Below are 25,669 nucleotides of genomic sequence, written 5' to 3' on the forward strand. Positions count from 1 at the left end.
AGCTATTCCCTCCATAGATTATAATAATATTCCTGCATACTATCTATCAGCTTATAGCAGTTCCCTTTGCTTGCGTGCGAAGCCCAGGACTTGAAACACTCGTCAACTTGTTCTCGGATCATTGCGCCACGTTCACATAATTGCACAAGCTTTGCGAGCTTGCGGCGAGCTCTCGTGACCTTTTCCGGCAATACACGCATTATGACCTTTCCTGTACTTGTAAGCCTAAAACTGAAACCTAAGAAGTGTATGGGCTGTTTAATCGGGAATAATTGAGTTTTCTTCTTACTAAATTTTAGCCCTAGTTTCTCGAGTTCTTCGCCTATGTGCTCTTTGCAAAATGTCAAATATTCTTTGCTTTGATGTATAAGTATGAAATCGTCCATATAACGAACATAATACTTTATGCCTAGTTGCTCTTTAATTAAATGGTCGATGTCGTCTAATACTGCAAGCTGAATAAGCTGCGTGACTTGCGAGTCTAAGCCCATTCCTTTTGACGGGTCAACTCCTTGCGTAAAGCTGTTTATAATTCTTTCGGTTTCAGCATACGCCCAATCGTCAGAAACTCTTTTCCGAACAGCAGCGCAAGCGACGCTGTGAGGCGTAGAGCCGAAATAATCCGAAATATCACACTTAATAATATAACCGTTTAGACCCGATTTTCTATAAAATCGCTGCATATGACATTTCAATCGCTCACGGGCGAAATCTGTTCCTTTACCCTTTTGACAAGCGCAATTATCGTATATAAAAGATCTCGTTATCTGTTCTGTAAGGTAATTATCACATAACGAACGTTGAAACACCCTGTCTTTTATTCTTGTGCTTACGATAACACGTTCTTTCGGCTCGTAGATTTTAAAAACGGTATAATCACCGATTTTGTACTTTCCGCTCATAAGCTCGTCTTTTAGTTTATAACAGTTTGTCAAGCCGTTCTTAACGAAACCCGCTGTGCTATCTTTCCACATCACATTTCTTCTGCATACAAGCATTGCCTTATACAGATTTTCAAAGTCACATACATTCTCTTTTACTGTCATATTATCTCTTCTACAAAACTTACGTTGTTAATAGTGATACTTACTCATAAAGTAAATCACATCAACGTTATACTTTCACCATATCGGCTAGGATAATAGTTCCTTGTGTGATTGCATTGATTTCAGCTATTGAGCCTACTTTAAGCTAGCATTATCACAATCCGGGGCGAGCCCGTTACTGTTGTTCGCATTGTTGTTGTTGATAGCTCCTGTCGGGTTGACGTTACGCACGTTGTTAGCGTTGCCGGTGTTAGGAGTACGCAGCCACCACAAAGCAGAAATAAAACAACTATTACCCTAATTTACTTTCCGTATCTATCGTAATCGGACTTTCTCCAATTACGCAGTAACACTTGAACTTCGTTTACAAGTCTAGTCCAATACTCAATACGTTTGCTTTCTATACTGAAAACACTATATGCAATGTCAATCATACTTAGTAAGGCGTATGTTTCAGCAAGAGCTTTCGTCTGATACTGTCGCCTTAGCTGATAATCTTTCTTGTTATCATCATTAACGTAAATAGAATTGGCTGCATTAACGTTGCTACTCACATCAATGGCGCAATCAACGATTTTAGCAGTAATGCACCACCTATAACGCTTAGGAAAGTTCTTTTCATTTGAACATATCTTAATTGTATATGCGGCGAGCTCTCTCGCTTTGGTTACTACTAATAACTTGCCCTCGGTTTGTTTCGATTTTACAACTGACATTGCTTTCTCCTTTCCGCCCTCTATCGAGGGCGATTATAGATTAAATAATGCAACAAGCCGGGGCGAGCCCGTTACTGTTGTACGCACCGCTGTAGTTGATAGCTCCTGTCGGGTAGACGTCACGCACGTAGAGAGCGTTGCCGGTGTCAGGAGCACGCAGCCACCAATAGTACGGCGTGCCGTTACTTTGATACTTAATGCGGTTCGTGTCGTTGCCATCGTTTTTGCTCGCAAAGTCTGAGTAGTTTTTATAGTATGGGTACGCTGCACCCTCATCAACGCTATTTTCAAAATTTCCGTAAACTTCGGAACATGAAAGCAAGAATATTTTCTCCGTGCTTGTTTTAGAACCTCCACCGTCAGTAAGTGTGTTGAGCGCCGTTACTTTCGTGACCTCGCCGAGAACTGAAAGGAAATCGGGGTCTACGCCACGCAGAAAGCCGCTTTCGGTGTCCGCCCAGGACGGCTTGCGTGAAAACTTGCTCTGCCTCGTCCACGTTCCGCCAGGAGCGGCAGAGCTGTTAAGCCTCATTCTGAGATCACTCTCAGCCCAGTTGTTAGAGCCATAGCGAGCACGATGAATGTGATTGAGGTCTGACACGGTGCCGTCTGCCATTCCGAGCGACGTTCCCTCTGAGCCCTCCTGAACAGATACAGTTTCAATAACCGCACTAGCATTAGCATTAACATACGTCGAAACCTTTGTAGCTGATGCCTGCTGCTGATATGCCCACGGAAACATAATCTGACCCGCTGCGGGTACAGGTTTTGTGAGCGTAAACTGGTATGTTTTACCGCCACCGTTTTCCACGTCATAGCCTGCAGGCAATGTTATGTTATATGTTCCTGCCACAAGTTCTTCACGGGCATAGTATATTGCTTCCGTGCTGTCGAACTGAATGTTCTGATAGAGATCGTGGAGCTGCAAAGTTAGGGAGTGCTCAAACTGACTATCGGCGGGCGTGTCGTGATCTATGCCGATGATGTCAAACACAAGCTTGTTTGTCGTTTCGTGCACAAGCACCTCGTCGCCTGCTTTCGGTGTACCCGTTACTGTGATACCATACGCTGAAAGCTGTACAGGCTCACCATTGAAATGCCACTCAGCGCCGTTATATGAAAACTCATACTCCCCGTTGTGTGATGTACCTACCGCCGCTATGAACGTGTCTGCGGCTACTGTGGCAGCGGTAATGCCGCTTGTGCCCTCTGTGTTGCCGACGGTTGCAGTTATCGCAGTTTCTTTTTCGGCTATGATCTGATCGCCGATAGCAAACACCTTGTCTGCCATACCCGCTCTTACGATAGCCTGCACGTCTGCAAAGCTGTTGATTTTAAGACCGCCCGTGTTCGCTGCAATCGCAGCTACCGAACGAGCTATGCCCTGCATAGTGCTGTCTCTTACGAGGTCTATTGTTTCTGCCATTGTTATTCCTCCGTTTCTTTATATGTCAACGATAAACTTTTATCGCTGTTTACTGATAGTAAAAAATTCTTGTCGTGATAAATGTCTTTCACGGCCTTTTCTGCTTCTGCTGCCGCTGCGTTTGCGGCTGTTGCTGCCGCATTAGCTGATTTTACGGTTTTCCTCGCAATAGCGGTTGCTTCTAAGTCCATTATTTGTGCTGCCTCCTATATCTTTACCCAGGATAGAGCTTCACCGTCGAAAACGAAAACCTCGCCTGTGTCGATTTCAAAAAAAGTCGAGCCGTTTCCGACTTTGTACCCGCATATCATATCCGTAGGCTTAGTATCGGTTGACTTTCCTCTAAGCTCCAGTATAGGCGCTCTGTCTGCGAGTGAAGTTGTCGCCTTGTATATAGTTATCACATTATCCCTCCTTATAACGTTTCACATACGGCATAAGGCTTGCCGTCGGTTATTCTGAGTTTAACAACGAACGTTGCTCCAGTATCATTATTTTTAAGAGCTATGCCGTCGATTACATCACCGACGCTCTCAGCAGCCTTATTAGCCCGCTCAGTTGCGGCGTTAGCAGTAGCTATTACTGTATTGACCGCTCCTGTAAGGCTTTCTCTCGCCGTGTCTGCATTATCGGCGGCGGAGTTCGCCTTGCTTGCGGCAGCTGAGGCTATATCAACAGCTTTGCTCGCTTCATTCAAAGCCTCAGCAAGCGCCTTATACTCATTCGTAGACGTTATCTCGTCGTCTGATACTGCCGAGCGCTGCACCGCAATATAGAAATACTGCGTTGTAAGTAGTGAGCTTTCTTTGTACAGAGATATTTCAGCGATAACATAGCCCTCAACTGCTAGTATCTGTTCTGTGAGTTCTGCTACGATTACGTTATTTTCAATAGTAGCGTTGTTGAATACTGCTTTCTTATCTGCCTTAACCGCTCTTATTCGTGCTGTAATACCGCTGTCAAGCGTATACGGCTTGCCGCTATCTGTTATCGTAATATTAACGTAGCGGCTGCTGCTGTCACCTTGCTTGGCGAATACTATCGGCGGAGCTGTCGAACGTGAAACATCAAGCGATATGCTTGTTGAACTTTTCATATAAGTTAGCCCTCCTCGATCATAAAAGAAAGTGCGTCAATAGCGCTAAGAGGCATTTCTCTTTCTGCTATATCAGATAGCTTTATTGTTGATATTTCCACCTCGGACAGCTCTAAGGCTATTTCGTTTATAGCCTCGCATATCTCATTGAATGCTTTCGGGTCGTCTTTGGCTGATACACTTGTTTTGCCGCCCGCCTTATTCTTTATGATCTCATCACGAGATAAAACGAACGGCTCTAATGCCCGCTCTATCGCAATTTTATTTTTGATAATAGCGTATGATGTTTTGGACGGCAATTCGATTTTCTGCTTGATTAACGTTTTGATCTGCTCTAGCTTCTGCTCGAGTTCAGCGTTTGATTTCTTGATTTTCATATTATCCCGCCTTTTCGATATTGATTATTCTGTTTTCGAGGTCTTTAATGTATGCTAGCAACAGCGGTACAAATTCCTCGTATCTGAGCGCATATTCTTTCCCGTCGCCGTCTACATCAACGAATGCAGCGAACTCAGAGGCGCTAATGCCTGCTGTTTTCATAGCTTCAAGTACATTCTGTGCGGTGAAGCCTGTGTGCGTCCTGCCGCTTAACGCTATATCGCTTGTATAATTGAACGATACAGGCGTTATATTTTTTATAACGCTTAAATATCGTTCGGAAAGTGGAACGATATTTTCTTTTTTTCGTTCGTCGGACGTTACGGCAACGGGCGAGCCGTTAGCATAGATGTTTGAGCCCACAAGTTTGAGGCTATAAGCGTCCATACCAACAAATAAGCCATTACCATTGACCCACCTAAACGCTATCGTTCCTGTGCAGCATATCCCGCAGCCGTCGTCGATATCAAGATAACCTTTCCGAATATAAAGACTGTGATTTTGCACCCAGGTGTCACACCGCATTGTTATTGAGTTTCCGACAACGTAAGTGTTACAGCTATTAGCGTTAATACCGAGATATAATCCCGCTCCGTATGTTGCGTTGTTGCTCCAGTACCTAAGCCCCGTGTTCCCTCCCCATGCAACGCCGACATTATCATCAAAATTAAGCAAACTTTTGATTTTTCCGTTGCCAAACTTAATATCGCCATAGAAATAATGCCTGCAATCCATATCAGTTGCCGCACTTTGAATATTGCACTTATAATATGTTTCCCAGCCGTTATCATATGCACCACCTAGGGTTATGCCATGATAATTACCCGAAGCCATAATTCCAAGTTGATAGTAAGTGTTGCTATACCCAACAGGGGTGATATATGCAAGTCGTTTATTATCTCTGAAAAATTCAAGCTGATTTCCGTGCACATATAAGTACGTTAAATCGGTAGTTGCGGTTGTAAGAGATCCTGTAATCGTTGCACTGTTTAACGTTGCACTTTTTGCCGTTATAGTTCCATTGGCGGTGAGCTTAAAATTGTCGCTTTCAACAACAAACCTGTTAGAAGTAAGCTTGATCGTTCCTGCTGATTGATTTATCTCGGATACAAGATTAGACTTGCTCACCTTAAGAGATATGCTCTGCGAGTTCTGCGTTATCGACGATTGCATAGTATTCATTGTCGACTGCATATTGTTGACAGTAGCTTTCGTGGCGTATGTCGTGCTTACAGTTTGTGTTATATTGTTTTCTGATACTTCGATAGCTGCTGTTACGTCCTCTGTCTTAGCGTAGCTTTCAAGAGTTTGGCTTACGGATAATGTAATACTATCAGCAGTTTGACTTATAAGCGTTTTGAGTGAGCTTTCAGCCGTTGATATGGCGTCAGTGTAGCTCGTTGTGATCGTGCTTTTTAACTCTTCGTCCGCAAGCTTGAAAGCCTGCTCGACGCTTTCTTTTGCGCCGGTTATGTTGTCCTCAATGGATTTTTTAAAACTCTGAGATATGGCGTTCGCCTGTACGCTATCAGCCGCAAGGAGTGCTCCATTAAGTGTGCCCACCGTTATGAAGTCTGCTACTATTGCGCCGTTCATTGTTATAGCAAGCCCATAATCGCCGTTATACCCGTTTTTTGAGTAGCCTAAGCCCGCTGAGTTCCAGCGCCAAACACGGACGGCGCTTTCAATGTCGGGGCTATCAAGTATAAGTATTTCCTGCGGGCTTTCCGCAGGGTGTAAAACTACATAGCCGCCACTGTTACCTGTTATAAGGTTTGTCGCATTTTTTATGGCCTCTTTGAGCTCTGTTGACGCATTTGCAAGCCCCTTTTTCACAAGCGTAGTAATTCCCGCTATTGCCTTATTCTGGTCTAAGACAGTTTGAGCAAAGTTGCTCTTAGCGTCACCGAGCTCGATTGACTTGTATTTCTCGGCTAATACGTCATATACAGTCTTAATTACCTTGGCTTTTGCTGATACGCCGAGCTTTGCGAATTTAACGGTTACAGTATCGCAGAGCTTAACTTTTTCAAGCGGCGCAATATTTTTGTATTCCTCAGTCTGCCACAACGAAACAAAAGAGGCAGTAATGCTTACGCTCGGAACTCCGAGGCTTGTGTGTGCTTTCAAATACGTTTCCGCTTTTGTGCGGAGTGTTGCCGGTGTTATCTCGTCGCCCGCTGAAAATTGATCGGAAAGATTTATGATATACGCCTTTTTATGTCCGAGTTCCGCCGCCTCATTGATCGGCAATACTTTGTCTTTGAGATATACAAATTTGTCCTCTGATGTAGTTTTACCGTTGCCGTCGTCTTTCTGCTCTGTGTAAGTAGCATATGGCATTATGTGAGTATACGTTGCTGTTATATTTTTATCTTGCTTAATGTCAGTTAAGTTCTTGCCGTACTCGATCGTTACGCCCGTGTCTGAGCCTCTATGTGAGTGTAGCTTTATAACGTAATTATCAAACTCGTACTCGCCGCCCCATATATCAAGCACCGAGCCTTGTTGACCCCCGAGGGCAGCTCTGATTGAACACGGCTCGGAAAGGTCAATAGTATTGAGCGTCGCTATATCGCTTAATGCTTTAAACTTGCTCTCGAAAGCACCGTCAGATATAGCTTTTGTGATAGCCATTTGAGCGGTAGCCGATTTAAGCTTAAGCTCTGCAATCGGTATGCCGTTGAGATCGTAGCTTATATGCTCTGCTTTAATTGATACAATGCCGTTAAGTGGCTTTGAGCAACTATATATACGGAACAACTGAGGGTCGCTTGTGTCATTAGCCTTACATTTGATGATGTTGCCCTCGTTTATGTACGCATATATATTGCCCGTTATAGGATAGCTGATTGACAGCTCATACGAGCCGTTTCTTTCTTCGGTGACTTCGCACGATATAACGTCGGTAAGAAAACCTATGCCGTTTCTTGTGAAATTTTCCTCTGATTTATCATATAAAATAGGTATCATAACGTACACCACCTTGGCACGATTTCGGCTTTTGTTACTGAGCCAGTAAAGCTTATAGCGTTAGTACCTGGAGAAAGTATCGGGAAACCGTCACCGCTCATTACGTTGTTTTGCAAACTATGACCCTTGTATGCGTTCATTGTTTCGCTGTCTATTTCGATGTAGTCGGACACATTTTCAAAGGTGAATGTGTCTGAGTTTATATGCAATGAAATATTACCGCTGCCGTATATCTTGATATATGGCTTTGCGGCGAGCATTTCCGCATTTTCTAGCGTTGCGCCGCCGCTTGGTATTTCGACAGCAGTTTGACCCTCGAATGAATAGCGATACGGCTTGCAGTTAAAACTTATAGAACATTCTCCGTAATTTCGTAGCTCCTCTTTAATGTCTACACCACCGCTATATGCGCCATATCTAAAATATCTTACATCGTAGCTATCCCAAAGCTGAGCGTACCTGCTATCAGAGAGCAGCCAGTTCTTGACCTCACTCACGAGCTCGTCAAAGCCCCTTGCGTCACGCTTAACCAAACATAGTTCATAGGGGATTGTTACATTAAGATAGCGACCGTTGTCTTGAATAAGGTCGCCGTTTCGTCCTGGAACACTTGTAAACGTCACATCTCTTGCAGGCGCATTGTATGAGCCTTTGCTTTTGATTATTAAGTTAAAATCAAGGGAGCTCTTTCCCTTGAAATATAAAAACGGTAATTTTACACTCAACCGAAAACAGCTCCCTTTCTTTTAATTATTTCTTCTATTTGTTGTAGGATATACTCTATAAATTCGTCTATATCCTTTTCTGTCTTATTCTCGATGTTCTCAATATTGACAGAAACATTAACATTTACTTGCGGTTTACTTTCTGTTTGAGCGGTAGAGCTTTTCCGCTCCTGGTATTCTTCACGCTCTGAGGCTGTGAGTACCTGTTCGCCCTTGTGCAGCAGCGCAGGGTATTCATCATACGGCACATAGTCAAGACCTATTCGCAGCCTTGATATATTAGGAATATTAAGGCTATATCCACCGACACCCGGCACCCAGTCGGGTATCTCTAGCGAGTTGATACCATTTATAAAGCCGTTTATACCGTCTATGATCCAGTTTATCGGAGCTTTGAAGAGTTCTCCAATACCCGAAAAAATGTTGCCGAATATGTCTACAATGTTTTGCCATGCACCACGCCAATTTCCAGTAAAAACATTCTTGACGAAATCAATAATGCTATTAAAAATCTCCTTGGCACTATTGAATACTGTTTTAATACTTTCAAATGCGCCCTTAAATCGGTCACTGATAGTGCTTGATACCGCTTTGAAAGCCGCCTCAAGAGGAGGTAATAGTGCCTCGAACAAATACTTGATAACGTCCATAAGCGGCGGCAACAAGCTTTCAAGAAGCGTTGTGATCGGTTCAAGGATAGTTACGAGCAAGTCAAGCAACGGCTGCAATGCAGGCAGTAACGTGTTAAGTAAGTCGATAAGTACAGGCAGTATAGCGTTTATTATCTCTGTAACAAGCGGCAATACTGAGTTTATAAGCTCTATCAGTACGGGCAATATATTGTCTACCACCGATTGAATAAACGGCATAAGAGCGTCAAATAACTGCAATAATACAGGCAATATAGCCTCTATAATCTGCATTGCAAGCGGCAATATAGCGTTAATGAGCTCAATCAACAGCGGCATTACTGTGTCTACAATTTGAACTAATATCGGCAAGAGTGACTGCGCAACTTGTAGAATTACAGGCAGAATTGTTTCAACTATTTGTATTGCTGTCGGCAGAATAGCTTGTAAAAGCTCTATAAGTACCGGCAGTATAGTTTCAAGTATCTGCATGAATATCGGTATAACGTCCGTTATCAGCGATACCACCGACGGCAGGACAGTTTGTGCAACTTCAAGCAATGGTGGCACAAGCTGTTGAATGAACGTTACGAAAACAGGCAGAACGGCTTGTATAATGCTTTGTAGTGGAGGCAATAGCGTTTGTATCGCAGTTAATAGAATCGGAAAGATTGTTTTCGCCAGTTCAAATAAGGGCGGTATAGCACTATCAAATACTTCTGTAACAACAGGAACAAGCTGTTCTACGAGAGATTGTACCTTCGGCAAGCCCGCTATAAGCATATCGGCGAATTTCTGTATTATAGGAATTGCCGCCGCTCCTATTTGATTTTTAAACCCGTTGAGTGCGTCTTTAACGTTAGCTATGGTATCACCGAGCTTAACACCCGCCTTAACTGTATCTTCGGACATTACTATGCCTAAATCGTCGGCTTCTTGTTTTAAGTCCTTAATACCGTCTGAGCCTGCATTAAGCAGAGGCAGCATTTCCGTGTACGTTTTGCCTAGTAGGTCATTTCCGATAGCGTTTCGCTCTGCGCCCTCTTCCATATCAGCTAATGCCGCTGTTATGGCGTCGAATTGCTGCTCTGTTGTCATTCCGTTAAGGTCGTCAAGAGACAGTCCTAGACGTTCTAATGCAGTCTGAGCAGTAGCCGAGCCTTGATTAGCGCTATCTATGGTATCAGTCATTTTCTTGATACCATTTTTGAAACTATCTACACTAGCACCGCTTTGATCGGCTGCGTGTTTCCACCTTTGCAGTTCTTCTCGGTTTATCCCTGTTCTTTCTGAGAGCTTGTCTATGTAGTCCGCCTGTTCGGCTGTTGACATAGCCATTTTATAAGCTGAACCGCCGAGAGCCGTTGCTCCTGCGATAGTTGCCGTTCCCATTGTGACAGCGGCCTTGCCGATCGTTCCGAATGCCTTTCCGATTTTTGACCCTGCACTCTCACCTTTTTGTGTTGTCTTGTCTATTTCTTCGTTAGCTTTCTTGTTGTCAATGAAGATTTCACCGAAAAGAGAGAATATGCTTGCCACGCTGATTAACGCCCCCTGTCTGCCTCGATTATCGGCATAAACTCGTCTATGATCTCTTGCCCTGTTTTCTTATGTGTTGAGGGCTCGGGTGCGTATTGGCGTCGCTCCGTGCGTTCTGCACCTATTGTTTTATTCAAAAATTCTTGATAGCTTATAGGACTATCAGCGCCTTTAAGCTTACTTACTGCGTCATTGGCTAGCCACAACGGAAACAACCTTTTTTCTATGTCTGCTTTCGCCGCCTGTTCCTCTTTACGCCGAGCGGCTGCTATAAGGCTTTCAAGCTCTGAGAGCGGTAAGTCTGCTATTAGGTCAAAGCAATAATACTTATTGAGCAGTATTAGTGTCTCTGCTCTACTTTCTTTCGTAGAGCAGAGCTGAAAAAATTCAGAACGCCGCTATCACCTATAAGCTCTTTGATTACCTCGATAGCGTCAAGCTTTTCAGCTTCTTCGACGCTTACGCCCTTATAAGCCGCTACGAACTCAGCGAGAAAATCTGATACACTGTCGAGCTGAGGCAGTATTGCGGCGAACATTTCTGCACCTACTATAGCTGCCTTTTCTTTTGTGAGCTGTTTCATAGCCTCGTCCGGGGACTTAGCCTCTGCGAATATATCAAGGTTCTTAAGCTTGTCGATAACAGGCTTAATGTCGAGCTTAGCTGTGATTTTGAGCAAAATTGCCATTGACTTTATATTGAGCATTGTTTATTCCTCCGTTCTTATGCGTGCGAGGCTTCGGCTGCTTTGCGCATTGTGAACTCGCTTACGTCTGTTATCTGCCAGAGATCGCCGTCAAGATCGTCAACGGTGTAGTGCGCCGCAAATTCGAGTGCAAGCTCACCCTCGGCTTTCTGAACTGCCTTTGCCGATATGCCACCCTCGTGCATAGCGTTATACACCACAATTTTCTTATACTCGCCGTCAAGAGTGCGACAGAACATCGTTACATTTTTGAGATAGTCGCTGCTTTCGGGTACGCCCATTTTCGGATTTTTTATTGTTTTGCCGTCACCCTCAATTCGTGCGAATGGCATAGCTAGCTTTAAGTTCTCCTGTGACATACAGATAGTAGTCACTTTAAGGCTAGCCGCCTGTTCTTCGATAGGCTGTAAGCCTGCTGTCTTGCCGTTTCTGCCGTCAAACTCAATATCTCTGAGAGTTGCCGTCGCCGTGAACTCACCGCCGCCACGACACGGCGCAAGCGGTCTTTCAGTGGTTTCGCCGTAGTCAAGGACTATAACGCCCTCGTCGATCTGTATTTTTTCGATTTCTTTTTTTGTGAGGTTTTTCACTATTGACATTTAGTCGCCCTCCTTATTGTAATAAAATACTCTTGCCGTCCATTCTTGGCGGCGATGATTAATGTCAAACTCCGCCTCTTGCAGCGGCGTTTCTTTTTCAAAGTTTAAATGCCCGCTTAGTTGCGGCGCTTTGATAATTGACTTATTAAGCATATTTCGCAAGTTATCACACACGTCGATTATATCTTCTCCATTGTCAAAGAGCTTATCGTTTCCGTACACATCGACATAAAAGGCTATGAGTTCTGCGTCCTCGTCTGTGATACCTGTTCGTATAGGCGAATTGATTACGCAGTATATAGGCTCGTTGTCTTGTGCGGCGTCCTCAAAGTATGCGGGTATGATCTCATTGAACATACCGACTATGCTCGTAAATAAGCTTTTTGACAACACCGACATTTAGTCGTCCTCCTCATAGTCTTCATCGTCGATTTTCGATTTTGCTTTTTCGATTTCACCCGAAAGCAGTTTCAAATACTCCTCTTGCGCCGCTTTTATCTCGGAAATATTGTTGTATACAGAATTTCTAAGCACGTGCGTTGCTGCTTGTCCAGGGTGATTTACGTTGTGTCCGTACTTCGTAGCTGTACTCTTATCGTACATTGTCTTGCTCGAATGTATAAGGTGCGGTTTTGTACCTTGTTCAATCCACCACGGCGATGAGCGTGACGGGTCTTTGCCTCTATCCTCTACTTTTTGCCACCCATAAAACCCGACTTGCATTTGAGGTTGTCCTGTTTTCTTATCAATGAACACCCACGATGCAATATGATTTTTAATACGTTTTGTACGTAATGGTACTTCTTTGCGGACGTGTTTTCGGATAACTTTGCCACTAGCTCTTAATGCAGATTTCGCAAGCGAAGCCATTGCTTTCTTGACCTCGGGTGACGTATCTACGAAAGTTATTTTTGATTTTTCAGACATTTTCACTCACCAACGCTGTGCATATGATTTCAAGGTTTTCGGCTTTTGTAGGGTACGAACGCAATATGCGGTACATATCGCCGCCGTACTCGAAATATTCCTCTTTGTGATACTCAGAGGCTTTTATTTCTACGCAAAGCTCGGGCTTATATCCTGCCGTCTGAGCCTGGTAGAACTCATTGCGCTTTATGCCTTTTTCATTGCAGAAGATTTCACGCTTTTCATACTCGGTTTTGGTCGGTCGCCTCATAGCGTCGAGCTTTTTGACAGCTTTACAAAGATAGCCTATATCACGCCATAGCATAGCTATTCCTCCCTAGTTTCAAGATACTCGTCGCTCAGCGTAAGCTTGCGTTTAAGCATTTCATAACTTTCACGATACTTAGGAGCGTCGGCATTATCAAGTCCGAACTCGGCTTTCACATATGCGGAGATAGCCCGCTTAATAAGCGGGTCATCTTCATCACATACTTTATCACGCCTTATGCCCTCGAGCTGTAAATCAGCTCGAGCGGCTGATATAATGTCTTTGATCTCATCATCAAGGCGAGTATGATTGATACGGAGCGCCGCTCTGAACGCAATCACATATTGTTCCGATATATTGTCTTTCATTATGCAGCACTCCTTTTAGGCTACTTCGCTTTCTTCACGCCGTATACAACGGTTTCGGGCTGTAATGCTCCGCTCCATATGCCGTAGGCGGTGTAATCGTTGCGGCGCTTAGCACCGCTCACGTCACGGGTGATAGAAATGCGCTCGTGCTCATTCATCTTGTAGTATCTGCTGAGGTTTCCTATGATGAAGTCACCGTCATTAAGGTACGGGTCAGCCTCGACAGGATATGTAGCAATGCTTTTAATGCCTGCTCCGTTGATAGGCGTGTAGATGTAGTTTCCATTTGCGTCCTTAGTGAACGATATATCGTTGATGATAGTGTTTGAAACGTATATCTTAGCGCCTACGAGGTGCTTTTTGCTCTTGAACTTGCCGAGAGCTACGCCGATAGCGTCGAGAGCCGTTCCCTCGTATTCGTACTTAACAGCGTCTTTTGATATACCGCTGAGCTGATCGTCTGTTGAGCCTGTTCCGTAGATAGTTTCGGTAACGCTCTTATCTTCCATTTGTTCCGTGAGTTCGCCCATAAGATATGAGATAAATTCCTTGACAGCCATTGCTTCAAGTCTCCACGAAACAGGGATAGTTGCCGCAATCTCGGAAATAGACAGCGTAAGGTCTTTCCATTCGATTGACGTTTCGGGTGTCTTAGCATTTTCCTTTACATTCTTAGGCTTTGTGATCGTTGAACGATATGGGAACTTTGTAAGTCCAGGAACAGCAGTCTTAGACACATCACGGAAAATAGGCGATACAAGCCCGATATGTTCGAGCAACGAAAGGTTCATATCGGTTGGAATAAAAAGTCCACCATTATTTACGCCGTCAACCGAGCCGCTCGGCGCAACGAATGTTGTTGCGGTAGTGGTTAGCGCCGTGTCAAGTGCTCTACTTTCTTTTTCAGTCAGAGAGCGATTAAGCAACGTCTTAGCGAACGCTGATTTATATTCCGGCGTGGCTAATACGGCCCTAGGCTCAGAACTCTCTGTCTCGTGTCCTTCGTTGCGCTGCTCTGCGAACGGATTAGGGATTGAGCTTGATGTTTCGCTTGCCTCGCCGAGTGCTGCCGCCCTGCGGTCAAGGTCTGAAAGCTCGGCGTTGAGCTGCCTCAGTTCCTCCGTGATATTATCGATGTTGATTGCGTTTCCGTCTGCGTCAACGCCTTTTTCAAGCAGTTCTCTTATTTCTGCTTTGCGGCGGTTGATTTCGCTCTTCCTTTTTTCAAACATTGTTTTTCCTCCTCTTAAATATAAGTCATTGCTATTGCTAATTTTCTGCGGCGTTCCTGCTCCAGTTTTTCAAAATCTTTCTGCCGCTCCGCCTCAAAAGATTTCCTCGCAGAAATTGACGTCTGTTCATATGCCGGCATATCCACCGCTGAGACATCATATAGCTTTCTTATCTTAGTTACTCTCCTGGTATGAGTTTCAGCGTCGTACTCCTCGCCGTCGTCCGCTACCGTGAAAGCAAAAGACATCTTGTCAATATAGCCTCCTCTGATTTCTTCCCATAGCTTGCGCCCCTCGTCCGTTCCCGATAAATTGGCGGTCACGTCTACGCCCTCAGAGTTAAAGTCAAGCTTAAGTGTATGATTTCTAAGGCGGGCGACTACCTTTCCACCGTGGTTATAGTTCATAATCACGTCTGATGTATCGCACCCTATGAATGCGTTGCGGTCGATTATCTCGAAATACTTGACGCCCTCAAATTCTGCAAGACAAGTAGGGCTATCAAATACAACGGCACGTCCTTTGACCTGGTACGCAGGCGTATTCTCGTCGCTAGACGGAATGGCCGCGACGGACGAGAAAACTCTATACTCTCGTTCTCCTGGTTTGAATGGCATTGCTATTCCTCCTCTTCTCCGCCCTCTTGCGGCGGTTGATTGTCTGAACTATCTCCGAGCTGATATTCGTCGGCTCTGTCTGCATTAACCATATTCAGCGTTTGCACACGACGAGCGCCCTCTTCTCCACCTAGCGGCGACATATTATAGGCTAAAAGTACGTTATCTACGGTAATAGCTCCTATGTCAGCGAGAAACTTTAAGGCGGTCGTTTTATCGGAGAGCTTTTCGTTTTGGAGGGAGTTTCCCTCGAAAATAATTTCGTTTCCGTAACCCATTTCACGGGCAGAAAACAGACCATTTGTGAAAGCCTGTGATAGCTGTGCGTAGAATGGCGCTATCTCACCATTGTAGAAAGACGACGCCTGCTCGGGTGTTTCCTTGTTTTGTACGATTTCTTCCGATACGCCGAAATAATCGTATATTTCGGATTTAATGTATGCAAGCTGACCTGTCGGGATAGGTGTTTGCTTGTCCGTGATAGGCGTGTATTCGTATTTGTTGTCAGTAACGATAACGCCCGCTCCGTTATTGTCCATTTTAAGATTATCACGGATAAAATCATCACGGCGGCGGTTGAGATCGTCTGTCTTTGTGGTTGACTGCACTTTCAGAATGCCACGCACAACGCTGACTAGCTCGGCCATTTTCCCCATAGATTGATTAAACGTATTTGCTGTTGCAAGTACGGCGGTAATAGGCTTATTACTATCGCCGAAAATATCGTTATCGTTGAAATTCCTGCCGATATGAATAAGATCGGTATACGGCAAAGTATATACATTGCCCGTCGCAAACGTCATTTTGCAGCAAAGTTCGCCGCTGACGTTTATAAGCTCAATAGAGCTTGCGTTTACGTTATACAGCGCCTCGAGGGCGCCTGTTGCTGCATTCCATACAGGATATACAAACGCATTATTGTATATCTTGTATTGTGTGGCGAGCCGGTAATAGAATTTATACGCCGTCGTATATGGGTTAGGTCGGAATTGTAGCAAGCTATTATATCGGCTATTAGCAACATCGGCAAACTTGCCCTCGCCTCGGCGAATGTGTCGAGGCCTCACGTCCGCACATCTGCGGGCGAAAGCGTCAACGGCGGCACGAACTGTATTTATGTCATATGCGTTTCCCGAAAACGGTGCAAATAACGTCTGATAGGTATTAAGCAAGTGATATTGTTCGGCTGTATTGGCGTTTTTGTTTTTACCGAAAATTATCTCAAAAAGTCCACGTTTCCGCATTATCAAATCACCTACCCTACGTTGTACATATAATCTTCGTAATCTCTGACGTATACCACCCAGGCATTAAGTAGAGATACCATACCGTCTATTCTTCGCTTTTCGGAAATCTTAACGGGCATTATGTTATTTAGCCCTTGCTCTTTCTTGCCCGTGTTAGATAGACACCATTTAAGCACGGGATTGTTATTATAATTAACGAGCTTGTCTTGCAGCGCCGCTCCGAGTTCTCGCATAGGCTGAGAAAATGTATAAGTTCCTTGAATTACTTTATCCATTGTGAAACCGTTAGCGGTCATTTCGTCCACCCAGTAGCCGGCAAGCGCCCGGTCGTAGCCGCATTTCCAACAGTCAATCTTATATTGCTCACGCATTTGTACAAACCACGCTGTAACATCACTATAATTGACACGAGCACCTTGACAGGCGGTGAGCAATCCTCTTTCAGCCCATAGCTTATAAGGAGCTTCATCGTTACTATGACCGCCACTGCGTTGCTTTTTGTCGGCAAGCTCATCAATTCGGGCTTGTGGCAAAAAGTAATGTTGCAACACATATACTGTCTTATCGTTCGGTTTGCGGATAAGCAACGTAGCGCAAGTGAGGTCGGTCGTTGATGATAGGTCACAACCGCCGATAGCGTATGTGTCGTAAACGTCCGCAAGGTCAAATGTAGCCTCGTTGTTGATTACGTCGAAAGGCAGCCACGCCGTACTGCCGTTCTCTCGCACGTTAAAGTCCTTGCAGAGAACGCCTGCTCTGTCAGCAGGGTTTTTCTTGGCTCGCTCGACGAATGATCTAAGCGTTTCAACTTGCTTGATCTTGCCGAGCCCTGGATTAGCTTTAATCCACATTTTCGGGTCAAGCCATTCCGAACGTTCGTCCAACTCGTAGAGAATGGGCAAAAACGCTTCGTCTACTTCTTCGCCGTCAGCTACTCGACAGGCGTACTCGTACATATCGTCGAAAATGCATTCACGCACCGTTCCCGCTGTTGTAATCATCACAATGAGCGGTTGACGGCGTGAAGATGTTGATTGTTTCATAACTTCGTATAGGTTCCTATCTCTGATAGCGTGCAGCTCGTCGATGATTACCCCGTGCGAGTTAAGCCCGTCAAGGGTGTTACTGTCAGAGGCAAGCGCTTCAAATTTCGAGCTTGTCGCCGCAAAATATACATCATTGCGACGCTTTTTCAACACCGCGCGCAATTCGGGGCTTTGCTTAATCATATTGACCGCTTCTGTTAATGCCTTTCGAGCCTGGTCTTTCTTAGTCGCTACTGAGTATATCTCGGCTGCGCCCTCATAGTCAGCGGTGAGTAAGTATAATGCAATGCCCGCCATAAGCGTTGTTTTGCCGTTTTTTCTGCCGACAAGGAACATCGTTTCTCGAAAACGGCGATAGCCTGTTTCTTTGTCGAGAAAACCAAAAAGAGCTTGAATATAAGCCCGCTGAAAGAGTTCAAGCTCGAGCGGCGCTCCGAGGTCACCTTGCGATTGCTTGCAAAAAGTTTCTATAAAACTAATAGGACGTTCGCCTGTTTCTTCGTCAAAATAATACTTGAAGTTCTTTGGTGGACGATCTATTTCTTTGAGCAACCGTGTATAGACTTTCCGCACTCGTGCGGAGGTTTTTATTTTGCCTCGTTTAATCAGCTCAACATATTCACGGATATAGTTCAAGCCTGCTGCTTCCCTTTCGGCTTCTTAATGGCGAACTGCAACAGCGCCTCGCCTGCTTTGTCGGCGTCAGCAGCTGGCACTACCTCGTTGAGCTGCTTAATGATTGTCGTGTAGTTCTTAACCATAGCATTGTACTGAGAAATCAATGGGTGTGCACGATCTATGCTATAATTCCCCTGCGGCATAGATACAAGCAGCCCGTCGCTGTCTATGCGCTGCTCCATTTCTGCTAGTTTTTCTTGCATAAAAACAGCCCGTTTCATCAAGTCCTCGTTGATTTTAAGCTTATCTTTCGGCATATTTTTATACAAATTCTTAAGTTTGTTTAACTCTTTTCTTCTTATTTTAAATACGTCCTCATTCACCTTAAAATCAGCTCCTTTCTGTTTGAGTAGGGGGGTCTATATGCACCCGTGGAGGCTCAAAAATGACTTATACGCGGTTCTCAAAAATAAACCTCACGATTTTGCACCCGGGGGTGTGTTTTTGAGAAAAAAACTTCCGTTTAGACCTCACGCACGGCGGCAATTTCTACCGCAACTGCCGTCAGCGGATTGATAATCACTTTGTTTCCGTCAACTGTGTCGAGTAGCACGCAGCCCTCCTCGAGTGCGGCACATAGCTCGTCCTCGAACTCTATGCCATTGTGAGCAATGACCGTATATTCAATCGCTGCTCCTGTTGTTGCATATATCGTTATGTCCTGCACTTTCATTGCTGCACCTCTTGACTAAATTTCCGTTTACGTCAAACATAAGCTCTCGATCTACTGCTAGAGTGCCCTCGTGTTCTATTGCGTGACAATTTCTGCATAGCAGTTCGAGGTTATCTCCGTTTAGTGCAATAGAGGGATTATTGATATTCTTAGGCGTTAAATGTATCTTGTGGTGTACGATCTCGCCAGGAGCCCCACACCTTACGCATAAGCCGCAATCACGCTTATACACATAAGCTCGCAGTTCACGCCACGGCTTTGAGTTATAAAAATCTTTTGCAAATTCTCGCATATTGTGCGTCCCACCCCTCGCTTATCTTAATATGCTCTATACCCTTGTGCATTGCTGCACGTTTCCATACTACGATTATACGGCGATTATTTAATTATTTCCATACGGAATATTTTCGGCTATATAGACATCAACGTAGGTGCGCCGTAGTATCTGAGTGCAAAGTCAGCAACTGCTTTGTTGCGCAGGCTGTAAAGGGTCGATAAAGACTCTATGTGCATTGCTGCGAGTATCTGTTCTTTCGGCTTTTTATCAACATACCAAAGACGGAGTATCTCTTGTTCTTCGTCGTCGAGCTGCGACAATACACGCTCTATGTCAGATATGAGGTTCTTCGTCCTCTGTAAGCAACGCTTAAGCTCTATTTCCTCGAGCCCACATTCGAGATACTGTTCGATAGATTTAACGTTGCTATACTTAGGCTTAGTGCTTGCCTGTGCGATATGGCTCGCTCGGCCATTGATATTTTCTATCGCTGCGTTAAGCGCAGGAATAGACCCGAGCAACTGTTCGGCTGACTTAAAATAATTCATATCATTCACCCCTTATTTTCTTTGTTAGCTTTCTGTTTGTGATTTTGCGCATTCGCAATGATATGTAAAATCCGCCGTTAATGTCATTGTAAAACGGCTTCGCTTGCGAAAATTCATATCCTGGATAGAGCTTTTCGTATTCTAAATTTCCGTCGTATTCTCCGAACGAACTAAGCTCTTTCACTTTTCGAGCGGACAAGCGCCCGTCCCTTTTGCTCTCTATCGGTTTGTCGAGATTTCGGGAACACGTCCAGGAGTAACCGATAGTTTCTCCTATATCCTCGTCCGTAGCGGCTTTTTTCTTTCTGCCTTTGCAAAAATAACGAGATAGCCCCTCAACGCCGCATTGATCGAATTGCAAAACCTTAATGTCAACATAGCCTTGCCCCCATAGCTCTACAAGCACCGGAGCAGGCATATCACCACAATTAACGATCGTATGATGATGATAGCGGCCGTTTCTGCTTCCCCTTTCTGTTACCGACATATATTTCAGCGACGGCAAGCCGTGCTTTTTTCGATAGCGCTTAAGACGGGCAATGAAATTACGAAATTGTTTCTTGACCGCTTCATCATTCCCGGGCAAATGATCCCCGTTGTAGGTCAAGTGTATGCAGAGATCGGAGCTAGTGAAGTTCGTCATAACAAGCCGTGAGAATTTCTTTTCACGGTTATGCTGATTAAGCCTCTCTTGCGCCGCAGATGAACATTTTGCTTTCTTTCCTCGGCCTCCTCGAGAAGTCGAGAACACGGGATATATATCTACGTCAATATATTCTCCGCATATATATTTTTTCTCTCTGTACAGACATCGCATATATATTCCTCCTATCGCTTAGTGTAGGTAAGGGGGAGAGGGGATAAAGAGCGGCGGCTTGTTAGCCGCCTTAAAGAGAAAGCTCCTCCCTCTCCCCCTTACAATCCCCCTCGCCCTCCGCTTTCTCCATAGACACAACAGATTTATTTTTTTGTGCATAAAGATAATATCCATTACAAGCCCTGCAACGCTCAGACCGAGCGATTTGTTTTTTATACTATATATAAAGGGCACAAAAGCGACTGCCTTTGATTTCGACAGACAGTCGCTCTATTATGGAAAATTATTCAGCGGGTATAAGCTGCGCCTGTCGGCGCAATGTGAGATTATTAGAATTAAATAGACAAACCGGGGCGAGCCCGCCACTGCCGTGCGCATTGCTGAAGTAGATAGCACCTGCCGGGTTGACGTCACGCACGTGGTCAGCGTAGCCGGTGTCGCACCTCCAAGGAGTGAGCGTCCACATACATTCTTCAAACAACGGCACATAATCTCTATACTTGCGATATTGGTCGCAAGTGAGCAGCGTTATATAATCTTCACACGTTCCGTAAGCTTTATCGCCGTTGTCCGCAGTAAGGTCTGATGTCTGTTTTATAAGGTGTTTTGCGTCGAAATGCTCCTCTAGCACATCTTCGTTGAGAAAGCGACGGAGCGTTGACGTTTTCCAGTTGTTGCAACCGTCATTGTAATTATCGTTGAAACGTTTTTCACACAAACAATCAGCGGTTATAGCTAAATAGTTGCCGTCGATAACGTCAAGGCATATAAAACGTATGCCATTATATACGAACTCCTCGCCGGGTCTTAGTTTGATTTCATTCATTGTTATTCCTCCTATGCAAATATTATTTCACGCAGTTCTATGCCCTTTATATTTTTCAGAGAGAAGTAAACCTCCTTAGCTGTTACGTAGAAAATGTCCATTCTGTACTTATTCGCTACATCTTCATCGGCGAAATAAGACAACACCCTGTACGTTTCCGTGCCTTCTAGAGCAATATCTCGCCGCCTTAAGTAAATCGGTTCTGCCTTACTAACGCACATTCTTAGAGCGGCTGCAAGTGTTTTCCCTGCACGCCTAGCAAAAGATATTTCCTTTGGCAATGGCTTATTGTAAAAAATGTAGCCTATCTGCCAATCGAAAAGAGATATATTAAGGCATTTGTTGATTTTCTGAACTGTTTCTTCAATCTCTTGTGGATATTCCCTCATTGGAACAACTTTCGTTTTCATAAAATCTCCTCTCTTACGGTATCGGGTTTTGTTATCGTTACGCTGCTTGTATTCTTGTCGGCAAGCTCAACGTAAAGAGCGGGCTTGCCGTTGATTATTCTATAAATCAATGCCGATATACATTTATAATGAACATCTGATCTTGCCGAATAGCTACGATCAATTACAGGGCATTGCTTTATAAACGCTTGTTTTGCTTCTTCGCTAGTCATAGTGCTGCTCCTCCCATTCTTTCTTGTGCCGCTCTAATCGGCGTTCAAACTTGCTCGAACATATACAGAGCGCAAAGCAGATAAGAGCAAGCACGATTGCAACAATGACTAGCAGTATAGTAATCAGAACGGGCACGGCATTCTCAGCTCCATTTCTCTTTCAAGTTCTTCAAAGCCTGCTTTTGTGTTTCTGTGATTTTTGTACTGTTTCAAAAGCTTCTGACATACAGCGTAAAGGCTGCAATAGTCCTCATAGGTTAATCTTTGACGCTCTACAAGGCGCTCGTTCTCTTTTGCGGTTTCTGCGCCGTGGAGCAATTCGCTGTACTGCTCAGCAGTAAGCTTAATAACAACGTGGAACGGGCGGCTCTCAGAGCCTCTCTTGCCTTTTCTGAGTTCGTAAAGTCTATTTCTAATAGAGTTTTCCGTTCTTCCAAGAGCCGAGGCGATGTCAGCTAGGCTCTTTCCGCTGTCTGCGAGTTTTAATGCCTGCTTGTCCTCGGCGGCAGTCCACTTTTTAATCATAATCAATTAGCCTCCTGTTCGTTGTCGCAGGATAGCGCCGCTACAATTCGCTTGATAGGTGAGGCAGCGTCCCGCACTATTATCTCGGCTTCTCCGTCAATATGATTTTCGAGAAGGTTAATTTTCTTCGAGAGTGTAGATGATATGTTTTCTATGTAATTTGATACATATTCAACAGCTCCGAACTCTGCCGCCTCCTTGACGATGTTCGCCGCTTTGTATTTCGGGCACTCAACGCCCGCTAAGCGGCACATCTTTGATTTTACGGCTATAAGCTTTTCTGCGTCCGCCGTAAGTTTTGCGTATTTACTGTCGGGAATTTCGATTGTTATTCTTTTCATTGTGAAATCTCTCCGTTTCTCTGTTACCAGGCTTATATAAAGCAAACTCTCTGCACGGGTAAAGCCTGCTCCATTCAATGCACTTAAAGCAATGCTTACAATCCTTGCAAGTCAGCTCCTTGCGCTTAACGTTGCTGCTCAAAGCTCACTCCTTAAACAGCCTACAGCGTCTATTGCCTGTTGAATGCTGCTGAGTGCTTCGTCTATGTTGTCCTCGTTATCTTCGTCGATGTAACGCCCTTTGAATATTGTCAGTTCGTCGTATATCGTTTCGAGCTGTTCCTCGATCTCTTTAAGCTTTGCAGTGTCCATTACTTCGCCTCCTCCCGAAAACACTCATGCTCTCCCGAAAGTAGTTTTATTTCGTCGCTGCTCATTCTATACCCGACACGGGTTAGTATAGCGTACCATTCCCCGAGCTGATCGTTTCGTCGGTAATCGCCGTTAAAGTCATGTACGGCGGTTCTGTATGTACCCTCGTAAACCGTTAGCAGCATTGCAAGCATAACGCTTTCGGGGTGCTGCTTGACCTGTTTTTTGTAGTTGGGATTTTTCGTAAGATCGTCACAGCTTTCACTGTCTTTGAGCTCGATTCCTAAAACTTCAGCGACTTCATCATAATCAATGTCGTCGAGATAATAGCTTGTTAAAAATGCCTCGGTTACTTTGCCAATGTACTCACGATTTGCAAATTCTTTAACAAATGCCTTGCGAAGTGCCGCCGTTTGTCTTTCAAGTTTGGATATTTTCGCTTCACGAGCACGGCGGCGGTTCTCTTGTTCGGTGCGCTTTTGCTTTTCGGTATCGTCCGCTTGCTCTGCGTCGGCATAGATATACGCCCACGCATACTCGGGGGAGACGCTGCTTACAGTGTAATATTTTGCGCCTTTGCCTATAAGGTCGTCAATTTCCTTTTGTCGTTCCTCCGTCAACGTTTTTGATATAGGCATATAGCCTATTTGCTTATACTGAAATCTATTGTCATACTGTATCTTTTTTAGCTTGCCGTCAAGAAATTCCATTACTTTTTCGGCATTTGCCACTGCGTTCTCACGGGTTATAAGCCGCTCGATCGTATACTTAAAACTTGACGTGCCGATAGCCTTTAACGCCTCGGTCTTGCTTTCGGGATTTTTCAGCTTTTCAAGTTCTATGTAGTCGCTGAATGTAGCTTGCCGTTCCTGTGCTTTTGCGAACTCTTCCGGGTCAAGTTCGAGCAATTTAAGGCGGTGTCTGATCGTTGACTTACTGAAACCTGTCTTTTCTGCTATCCCGTCTTGCGTTTCACCGAGATCTAACATCATTTGAAATCCTTGTGCTTGCTCATATATGGTGAGATCGGAACGCTGCATATTTTCGAGCAGCATTGTTGCCGCCTGCTCTCGCTCGTCCATTTCTACCACCATACAAGGAACTTGCTTTAAGCCTGCTTGCTTAGCTGCTGAAAGCCTGCGGTGTCCTATAATTACGGTGTAATCGTCCGCCGTCGGCGCACCTTTGCCGCCTCCTACTACCGTGAGATTTTGAAAAATGCCGTTTGCTTTGATACTTTCGGCGAGCTCTGATACGTCCCCGACGTCCTTTCGTGGATTGTCGGGGTGTGGATAAATCTTGCTAATAGGCAAGTCTACATTTCTTGATACTACTTTCATTTGAAATCACTCCGTTTCTTGTTTTTATGTTGCTTTTCGCTGTCCATTCTTGCACCGCAACAAGGGCAATACGGCGTTGCGTCGCCCTCGTTGTCGCCGTGTTCGCCGCACAACGAACAAAAAGGTACTTTGACCGTTATGCGTTTTTTTAAAATTATAGTTGCTTTGTCTATGTTTTCTTCGGTAATAGTGCGATAGCCTTCCAGTATGCCGACATTGTCCGTGTTCACGACTTTCGTTCGTTCCTTGTAGACCCAACGCCCGTGTTTCACTTCTTGTACGTCTACGGCAGGTTGTTCATTGATTATGTCAGCAATACTGCTGTTGTCACCCAGAATACCCGTTATGCCCTTTTCGTATATTGGCATACACGCTGCTGACAATTCATCGATCAGAGACTTAGCGTCAATATATGTTTTCATGGTTTTCCTCCTCATTTACTTCGCATAAAATATCATTTCGCCGCTTTTCAAGCCACTTTTCATACTCTACCTTAACGGCGGGGTCTGAGAAATAACGCTCTACTGCCCGCAGCGTTGCCCGAGCGAAACCGTCGGCAACGTGAGAGGGAATGTCGGAGGGCTTAACGTTCAGCCTCTCGGTTTTAACTATCATCATATCGGGCATTGTTCCGCCCTCCTTTCGTTTATTTCTCAGCTCTGCACGAGCAGTAGCTACATATGCTGTTAAAGCTCATATGGTTGTAATCGCTATCGTGTGCGCAAAAATCGCACTTGCCGTCATAATAGCAATTCTCACAACACATATGATTAAAATATACACATTCTTTGCAGCCCTCGAGGGCGCAATCAAAGTTATAATGCAATGGTTTGTCTGACATAGCACCGCTCCTATGCTTTGCCTACTTTGCCATAGCGGAAATAGTTGACTACGGCGTATATAAAAAGCTTGTTCGTGGGCTTGCTGTCAATGCTGAAAAGCTCCGAAAATATGCGGGGTCTATGCTCGTATGCTCGGTTGATAGCGGTGCGAATGTTTCTCTCAACAGCGCCGCTCTTTATGTTATCTTCTTTGGCGATAATATCGTAGACTTCGCCGAGATTATCAACCTTTCCTGCGTTTATAGCAAACACGGCTCTGATGATGTAGTCAATTCCCGTATACCCTGCGGAAACGCCAATGCGCACGAGCAGCTTATAAACCTCTGCTTCTGTCATTTTCTTCATTTGAAA

General features: G+C 44.7%; 37 protein-coding genes. All 37 read right to left on the reverse strand.

What is annotated here, in order from left to right; genetic code table 11:
- Nucleotides 1-2 precede the first annotated feature (2 nt).
- Nucleotides 3-1,046, reverse strand: a complete 1,044-nt coding sequence (locus RBI_RS07945) for an RNA-directed DNA polymerase (RefSeq protein ID WP_038672184.1) — start codon at nt 1,044-1,046, stop codon at nt 3-5.
- A gap of 135 nt (nt 1,047-1,181) precedes the next feature.
- Entirely contained in the window at nt 1,182-1,319 is a 138-nt protein-coding gene (locus RBI_RS15590; protein ID WP_367576854.1) for a DUF6273 domain-containing protein, read from the reverse strand.
- Between the two features lie 29 nt (nt 1,320-1,348).
- Nucleotides 1,349-1,762 carry a four helix bundle protein gene (locus RBI_RS07950; RefSeq protein ID WP_038672186.1) on the reverse strand — a complete coding sequence of 138 codons (414 nt, stop codon included), beginning with the start codon at nt 1,760-1,762 and terminating at the stop codon, nt 1,349-1,351.
- A gap of 40 nt (nt 1,763-1,802) precedes the next feature.
- The gene (locus RBI_RS07955; protein ID WP_038672188.1) at nt 1,803-3,188 is read right to left on the reverse strand and encodes a DUF6273 domain-containing protein; all 1,386 of its coding nucleotides are present in this window, start codon (nt 3,186-3,188) and stop codon (nt 1,803-1,805) included.
- A 2-nt stretch (nt 3,189-3,190) separates the two neighbouring features.
- On the reverse strand, nt 3,191-3,379 hold the full coding sequence (locus RBI_RS07960; protein ID WP_038672190.1) for a hypothetical protein: 189 nt from the start codon (nt 3,377-3,379) through the stop codon (nt 3,191-3,193).
- 15 nt (nt 3,380-3,394) lie between these two features.
- The gene (locus tag RBI_RS07965) at nt 3,395-3,592 is read right to left on the reverse strand and encodes a hypothetical protein (protein ID WP_038672192.1); all 198 of its coding nucleotides are present in this window, start codon (nt 3,590-3,592) and stop codon (nt 3,395-3,397) included.
- An 11-nt stretch (nt 3,593-3,603) separates the two neighbouring features.
- Complete coding sequence (locus RBI_RS07970; RefSeq protein ID WP_038672194.1) at nt 3,604-4,284, reverse strand: BppU family phage baseplate upper protein; 681 nt, start codon at nt 4,282-4,284, stop codon at nt 3,604-3,606.
- Between the two features lie 5 nt (nt 4,285-4,289).
- Nucleotides 4,290-4,661 carry a hypothetical protein gene (locus RBI_RS07975; RefSeq protein WP_038672196.1) on the reverse strand — a complete coding sequence of 124 codons (372 nt, stop codon included), beginning with the start codon at nt 4,659-4,661 and terminating at the stop codon, nt 4,290-4,292.
- A 1-nt stretch (nt 4,662) separates the two neighbouring features.
- Nucleotides 4,663-7,635 carry a phage tail spike protein gene (locus tag RBI_RS07980; protein WP_038672198.1) on the reverse strand — a complete coding sequence of 991 codons (2,973 nt, stop codon included), beginning with the start codon at nt 7,633-7,635 and terminating at the stop codon, nt 4,663-4,665.
- Entirely contained in the window at nt 7,632-8,360 is a 729-nt protein-coding gene (locus RBI_RS07985) for a phage tail domain-containing protein (protein WP_038672199.1), read from the reverse strand. The genes RBI_RS07980 and RBI_RS07985 overlap by 4 nt, the downstream gene beginning before the upstream one ends.
- A complete protein-coding gene (locus tag RBI_RS07990) occupies nt 8,357-10,528 on the reverse strand; it encodes a phage tail protein (RefSeq protein ID WP_038672201.1) in 2,172 nt (723 codons plus the stop codon). Before RBI_RS07990 ends, RBI_RS07985 begins: the two co-directional genes overlap by 4 nt.
- Nucleotides 10,529-10,868: 340 nt before the next feature.
- Nucleotides 10,869-11,234 carry a hypothetical protein gene (locus tag RBI_RS08000; protein ID WP_038672205.1) on the reverse strand — a complete coding sequence of 122 codons (366 nt, stop codon included), beginning with the start codon at nt 11,232-11,234 and terminating at the stop codon, nt 10,869-10,871.
- Between the two features lie 17 nt (nt 11,235-11,251).
- Nucleotides 11,252-11,833 (reverse strand): hypothetical protein, encoded by a 582-nt coding sequence (locus tag RBI_RS08005; RefSeq protein ID WP_051706650.1) that lies wholly within the window; start codon nt 11,831-11,833, stop codon nt 11,252-11,254.
- Nucleotides 11,834-12,232, reverse strand: coding sequence for a hypothetical protein (locus tag RBI_RS08010; RefSeq protein ID WP_038672207.1), 399 nt, complete (start codon nt 12,230-12,232; stop codon nt 11,834-11,836).
- Nucleotides 12,233-12,760 carry a hypothetical protein gene (locus tag RBI_RS08015; RefSeq protein WP_038672209.1) on the reverse strand — a complete coding sequence of 176 codons (528 nt, stop codon included), beginning with the start codon at nt 12,758-12,760 and terminating at the stop codon, nt 12,233-12,235.
- The gene (locus RBI_RS08020; RefSeq protein ID WP_051706652.1) at nt 12,753-13,064 is read right to left on the reverse strand and encodes a phage head closure protein; all 312 of its coding nucleotides are present in this window, start codon (nt 13,062-13,064) and stop codon (nt 12,753-12,755) included. The genes RBI_RS08015 and RBI_RS08020 overlap by 8 nt, the downstream gene beginning before the upstream one ends.
- Nucleotides 13,065-13,066: 2 nt before the next feature.
- Nucleotides 13,067-13,375 carry a phage head-tail connector protein gene (locus RBI_RS08025; RefSeq protein WP_051706655.1) on the reverse strand — a complete coding sequence of 103 codons (309 nt, stop codon included), beginning with the start codon at nt 13,373-13,375 and terminating at the stop codon, nt 13,067-13,069.
- A 20-nt stretch (nt 13,376-13,395) separates the two neighbouring features.
- Nucleotides 13,396-14,607, reverse strand: a complete 1,212-nt coding sequence (locus RBI_RS08030; protein ID WP_038672211.1) for a phage major capsid protein — start codon at nt 14,605-14,607, stop codon at nt 13,396-13,398.
- Between the two features lie 14 nt (nt 14,608-14,621).
- Nucleotides 14,622-15,224 carry an HK97 family phage prohead protease gene (locus RBI_RS08035; RefSeq protein WP_038672213.1) on the reverse strand — a complete coding sequence of 201 codons (603 nt, stop codon included), beginning with the start codon at nt 15,222-15,224 and terminating at the stop codon, nt 14,622-14,624.
- Nucleotides 15,225-15,226: 2 nt separating this feature from the next.
- Nucleotides 15,227-16,468 carry a phage portal protein gene (locus RBI_RS08040; RefSeq protein ID WP_038672216.1) on the reverse strand — a complete coding sequence of 414 codons (1,242 nt, stop codon included), beginning with the start codon at nt 16,466-16,468 and terminating at the stop codon, nt 15,227-15,229.
- Between the two features lie 11 nt (nt 16,469-16,479).
- Nucleotides 16,480-18,153 (reverse strand): terminase large subunit, encoded by a 1,674-nt coding sequence (locus RBI_RS08045; RefSeq protein WP_038672218.1) that lies wholly within the window; start codon nt 18,151-18,153, stop codon nt 16,480-16,482.
- Nucleotides 18,150-18,518 carry a hypothetical protein gene (locus RBI_RS08050; RefSeq protein ID WP_051706657.1) on the reverse strand — a complete coding sequence of 123 codons (369 nt, stop codon included), beginning with the start codon at nt 18,516-18,518 and terminating at the stop codon, nt 18,150-18,152. Before RBI_RS08050 ends, RBI_RS08045 begins: the two co-directional genes overlap by 4 nt.
- Nucleotides 18,519-18,658: 140 nt before the next feature.
- On the reverse strand, nt 18,659-18,868 hold the full coding sequence (locus RBI_RS08055) for a hypothetical protein (protein WP_038672220.1): 210 nt from the start codon (nt 18,866-18,868) through the stop codon (nt 18,659-18,661).
- Nucleotides 18,819-19,160, reverse strand: a complete 342-nt coding sequence (locus RBI_RS15595; RefSeq protein ID WP_081855997.1) for an HNH endonuclease — start codon at nt 19,158-19,160, stop codon at nt 18,819-18,821. The genes RBI_RS08055 and RBI_RS15595 overlap by 50 nt, the downstream gene beginning before the upstream one ends.
- Nucleotides 19,161-19,279: 119 nt before the next feature.
- Nucleotides 19,280-19,693 carry a DUF1492 domain-containing protein gene (locus tag RBI_RS08065; protein WP_038672222.1) on the reverse strand — a complete coding sequence of 138 codons (414 nt, stop codon included), beginning with the start codon at nt 19,691-19,693 and terminating at the stop codon, nt 19,280-19,282.
- Between the two features lies 1 nt (nt 19,694).
- Nucleotides 19,695-20,510, reverse strand: coding sequence for a rolling circle replication-associated protein (locus RBI_RS14155; RefSeq protein ID WP_051706660.1), 816 nt, complete (start codon nt 20,508-20,510; stop codon nt 19,695-19,697).
- Nucleotides 20,511-20,793: 283 nt separating this feature from the next.
- The gene (locus RBI_RS14160) at nt 20,794-21,336 is read right to left on the reverse strand and encodes a DUF6273 domain-containing protein (RefSeq protein WP_051706662.1); all 543 of its coding nucleotides are present in this window, start codon (nt 21,334-21,336) and stop codon (nt 20,794-20,796) included.
- A gap of 11 nt (nt 21,337-21,347) precedes the next feature.
- The gene (locus RBI_RS08080) at nt 21,348-21,746 is read right to left on the reverse strand and encodes a hypothetical protein (protein ID WP_038672224.1); all 399 of its coding nucleotides are present in this window, start codon (nt 21,744-21,746) and stop codon (nt 21,348-21,350) included.
- On the reverse strand, nt 21,743-21,958 hold the full coding sequence (locus RBI_RS08085) for a hypothetical protein (RefSeq protein ID WP_038672226.1): 216 nt from the start codon (nt 21,956-21,958) through the stop codon (nt 21,743-21,745). Before RBI_RS08085 ends, RBI_RS08080 begins: the two co-directional genes overlap by 4 nt.
- A 123-nt stretch (nt 21,959-22,081) precedes the next feature.
- The gene (locus RBI_RS08090) at nt 22,082-22,483 is read right to left on the reverse strand and encodes an SANT/Myb-like DNA-binding domain-containing protein (RefSeq protein WP_038672228.1); all 402 of its coding nucleotides are present in this window, start codon (nt 22,481-22,483) and stop codon (nt 22,082-22,084) included.
- 2 nt (nt 22,484-22,485) lie between these two features.
- On the reverse strand, nt 22,486-22,824 hold the full coding sequence (locus RBI_RS08095; protein WP_038672230.1) for a hypothetical protein: 339 nt from the start codon (nt 22,822-22,824) through the stop codon (nt 22,486-22,488).
- Nucleotides 22,825-22,962: 138 nt separating this feature from the next.
- Nucleotides 22,963-23,136, reverse strand: coding sequence for a hypothetical protein (locus tag RBI_RS14960; RefSeq protein ID WP_158455131.1), 174 nt, complete (start codon nt 23,134-23,136; stop codon nt 22,963-22,965).
- Complete coding sequence (locus tag RBI_RS14165; RefSeq protein ID WP_051706665.1) at nt 23,136-24,476, reverse strand: ParB/RepB/Spo0J family partition protein; 1,341 nt, start codon at nt 24,474-24,476, stop codon at nt 23,136-23,138. The genes RBI_RS14960 and RBI_RS14165 overlap by 1 nt, the downstream gene beginning before the upstream one ends.
- Complete coding sequence (locus RBI_RS08105; protein ID WP_038672231.1) at nt 24,473-24,898, reverse strand: hypothetical protein; 426 nt, start codon at nt 24,896-24,898, stop codon at nt 24,473-24,475. The genes RBI_RS14165 and RBI_RS08105 overlap by 4 nt, the downstream gene beginning before the upstream one ends.
- Nucleotides 24,882-25,103, reverse strand: coding sequence for a hypothetical protein (locus tag RBI_RS08110; protein WP_038672233.1), 222 nt, complete (start codon nt 25,101-25,103; stop codon nt 24,882-24,884). Before RBI_RS08110 ends, RBI_RS08105 begins: the two co-directional genes overlap by 17 nt.
- A gap of 19 nt (nt 25,104-25,122) precedes the next feature.
- On the reverse strand, nt 25,123-25,317 hold the full coding sequence (locus RBI_RS08115) for a hypothetical protein (RefSeq protein WP_038672235.1): 195 nt from the start codon (nt 25,315-25,317) through the stop codon (nt 25,123-25,125).
- 10 nt (nt 25,318-25,327) lie between these two features.
- Nucleotides 25,328-25,663, reverse strand: coding sequence for a sporulation initiation factor Spo0A C-terminal domain-containing protein (locus RBI_RS08120; RefSeq protein ID WP_038672237.1), 336 nt, complete (start codon nt 25,661-25,663; stop codon nt 25,328-25,330).
- Between the last annotated feature and the right edge of the window lie 6 nt (nt 25,664-25,669).

Source organism: Ruminococcus bicirculans (ex Wegman et al. 2014), assembly GCF_000723465.1.
Taxonomy (GTDB): Bacteria; Bacillota; Clostridia; order Oscillospirales; family Ruminococcaceae; genus Hominimerdicola; species Hominimerdicola aceti.

Coding starts and splice junctions, on each gene's coding strand:
- RBI_RS07945 (WP_038672184.1), bottom strand. CDS start 1,046: ATGACAGTAAAAGAGAATGTATGTGACTTTGAAAATCTGTATAAGGCA.
- RBI_RS07950 (WP_038672186.1), bottom strand. CDS start 1,762: ATGTCAGTTGTAAAATCGAAACAAACCGAGGGCAAGTTATTAGTAGTA.
- RBI_RS07955 (WP_038672188.1), bottom strand. CDS start 3,188: ATGGCAGAAACAATAGACCTCGTAAGAGACAGCACTATGCAGGGCATA.
- RBI_RS07960 (WP_038672190.1), bottom strand. CDS start 3,379: ATGGACTTAGAAGCAACCGCTATTGCGAGGAAAACCGTAAAATCAGCT.
- RBI_RS07970 (WP_038672194.1), bottom strand. CDS start 4,284: ATGAAAAGTTCAACAAGCATATCGCTTGATGTTTCACGTTCGACAGCT.
- RBI_RS07975 (WP_038672196.1), bottom strand. CDS start 4,661: ATGAAAATCAAGAAATCAAACGCTGAACTCGAGCAGAAGCTAGAGCAG.
- RBI_RS07980 (WP_038672198.1), bottom strand. CDS start 7,635: ATGATACCTATTTTATATGATAAATCAGAGGAAAATTTCACAAGAAAC.
- RBI_RS08000 (WP_038672205.1), bottom strand. CDS start 11,234: ATGCTCAATATAAAGTCAATGGCAATTTTGCTCAAAATCACAGCTAAG.
- RBI_RS08005 (WP_051706650.1), bottom strand. CDS start 11,833: ATGTCAATAGTGAAAAACCTCACAAAAAAAGAAATCGAAAAAATACAG.
- RBI_RS08010 (WP_038672207.1), bottom strand. CDS start 12,232: ATGTCGGTGTTGTCAAAAAGCTTATTTACGAGCATAGTCGGTATGTTC.
- RBI_RS08015 (WP_038672209.1), bottom strand. CDS start 12,760: ATGTCTGAAAAATCAAAAATAACTTTCGTAGATACGTCACCCGAGGTC.
- RBI_RS08020 (WP_051706652.1), bottom strand. CDS start 13,064: ATGCTATGGCGTGATATAGGCTATCTTTGTAAAGCTGTCAAAAAGCTC.
- RBI_RS08025 (WP_051706655.1), bottom strand. CDS start 13,375: ATGAAAGACAATATATCGGAACAATATGTGATTGCGTTCAGAGCGGCG.
- RBI_RS08030 (WP_038672211.1), bottom strand. CDS start 14,607: ATGTTTGAAAAAAGGAAGAGCGAAATCAACCGCCGCAAAGCAGAAATA.
- RBI_RS08035 (WP_038672213.1), bottom strand. CDS start 15,224: ATGCCATTCAAACCAGGAGAACGAGAGTATAGAGTTTTCTCGTCCGTC.
- RBI_RS08040 (WP_038672216.1), bottom strand. CDS start 16,468: ATGCGGAAACGTGGACTTTTTGAGATAATTTTCGGTAAAAACAAAAAC.
- RBI_RS08055 (WP_038672220.1), bottom strand. CDS start 18,868: ATGAAAGTGCAGGACATAACGATATATGCAACAACAGGAGCAGCGATT.
- RBI_RS15595 (WP_081855997.1), bottom strand. CDS start 19,160: ATGCGAGAATTTGCAAAAGATTTTTATAACTCAAAGCCGTGGCGTGAA.
- RBI_RS08065 (WP_038672222.1), bottom strand. CDS start 19,693: ATGAATTATTTTAAGTCAGCCGAACAGTTGCTCGGGTCTATTCCTGCG.
- RBI_RS14155 (WP_051706660.1), bottom strand. CDS start 20,510: ATGCGATGTCTGTACAGAGAGAAAAAATATATATGCGGAGAATATATT.
- RBI_RS14160 (WP_051706662.1), bottom strand. CDS start 21,336: ATGAATGAAATCAAACTAAGACCCGGCGAGGAGTTCGTATATAATGGC.
- RBI_RS08080 (WP_038672224.1), bottom strand. CDS start 21,746: ATGAAAACGAAAGTTGTTCCAATGAGGGAATATCCACAAGAGATTGAA.
- RBI_RS08085 (WP_038672226.1), bottom strand. CDS start 21,958: ATGACTAGCGAAGAAGCAAAACAAGCGTTTATAAAGCAATGCCCTGTA.
- RBI_RS08090 (WP_038672228.1), bottom strand. CDS start 22,483: ATGATTAAAAAGTGGACTGCCGCCGAGGACAAGCAGGCATTAAAACTC.
- RBI_RS08095 (WP_038672230.1), bottom strand. CDS start 22,824: ATGAAAAGAATAACAATCGAAATTCCCGACAGTAAATACGCAAAACTT.
- RBI_RS14960 (WP_158455131.1), bottom strand. CDS start 23,136: ATGGACACTGCAAAGCTTAAAGAGATCGAGGAACAGCTCGAAACGATA.
- RBI_RS14165 (WP_051706665.1), bottom strand. CDS start 24,476: ATGAAAGTAGTATCAAGAAATGTAGACTTGCCTATTAGCAAGATTTAT.
- RBI_RS08105 (WP_038672231.1), bottom strand. CDS start 24,898: ATGAAAACATATATTGACGCTAAGTCTCTGATCGATGAATTGTCAGCA.
- RBI_RS08110 (WP_038672233.1), bottom strand. CDS start 25,103: ATGCCCGATATGATGATAGTTAAAACCGAGAGGCTGAACGTTAAGCCC.
- RBI_RS08115 (WP_038672235.1), bottom strand. CDS start 25,317: ATGTCAGACAAACCATTGCATTATAACTTTGATTGCGCCCTCGAGGGC.
- RBI_RS08120 (WP_038672237.1), bottom strand. CDS start 25,663: ATGAAGAAAATGACAGAAGCAGAGGTTTATAAGCTGCTCGTGCGCATT.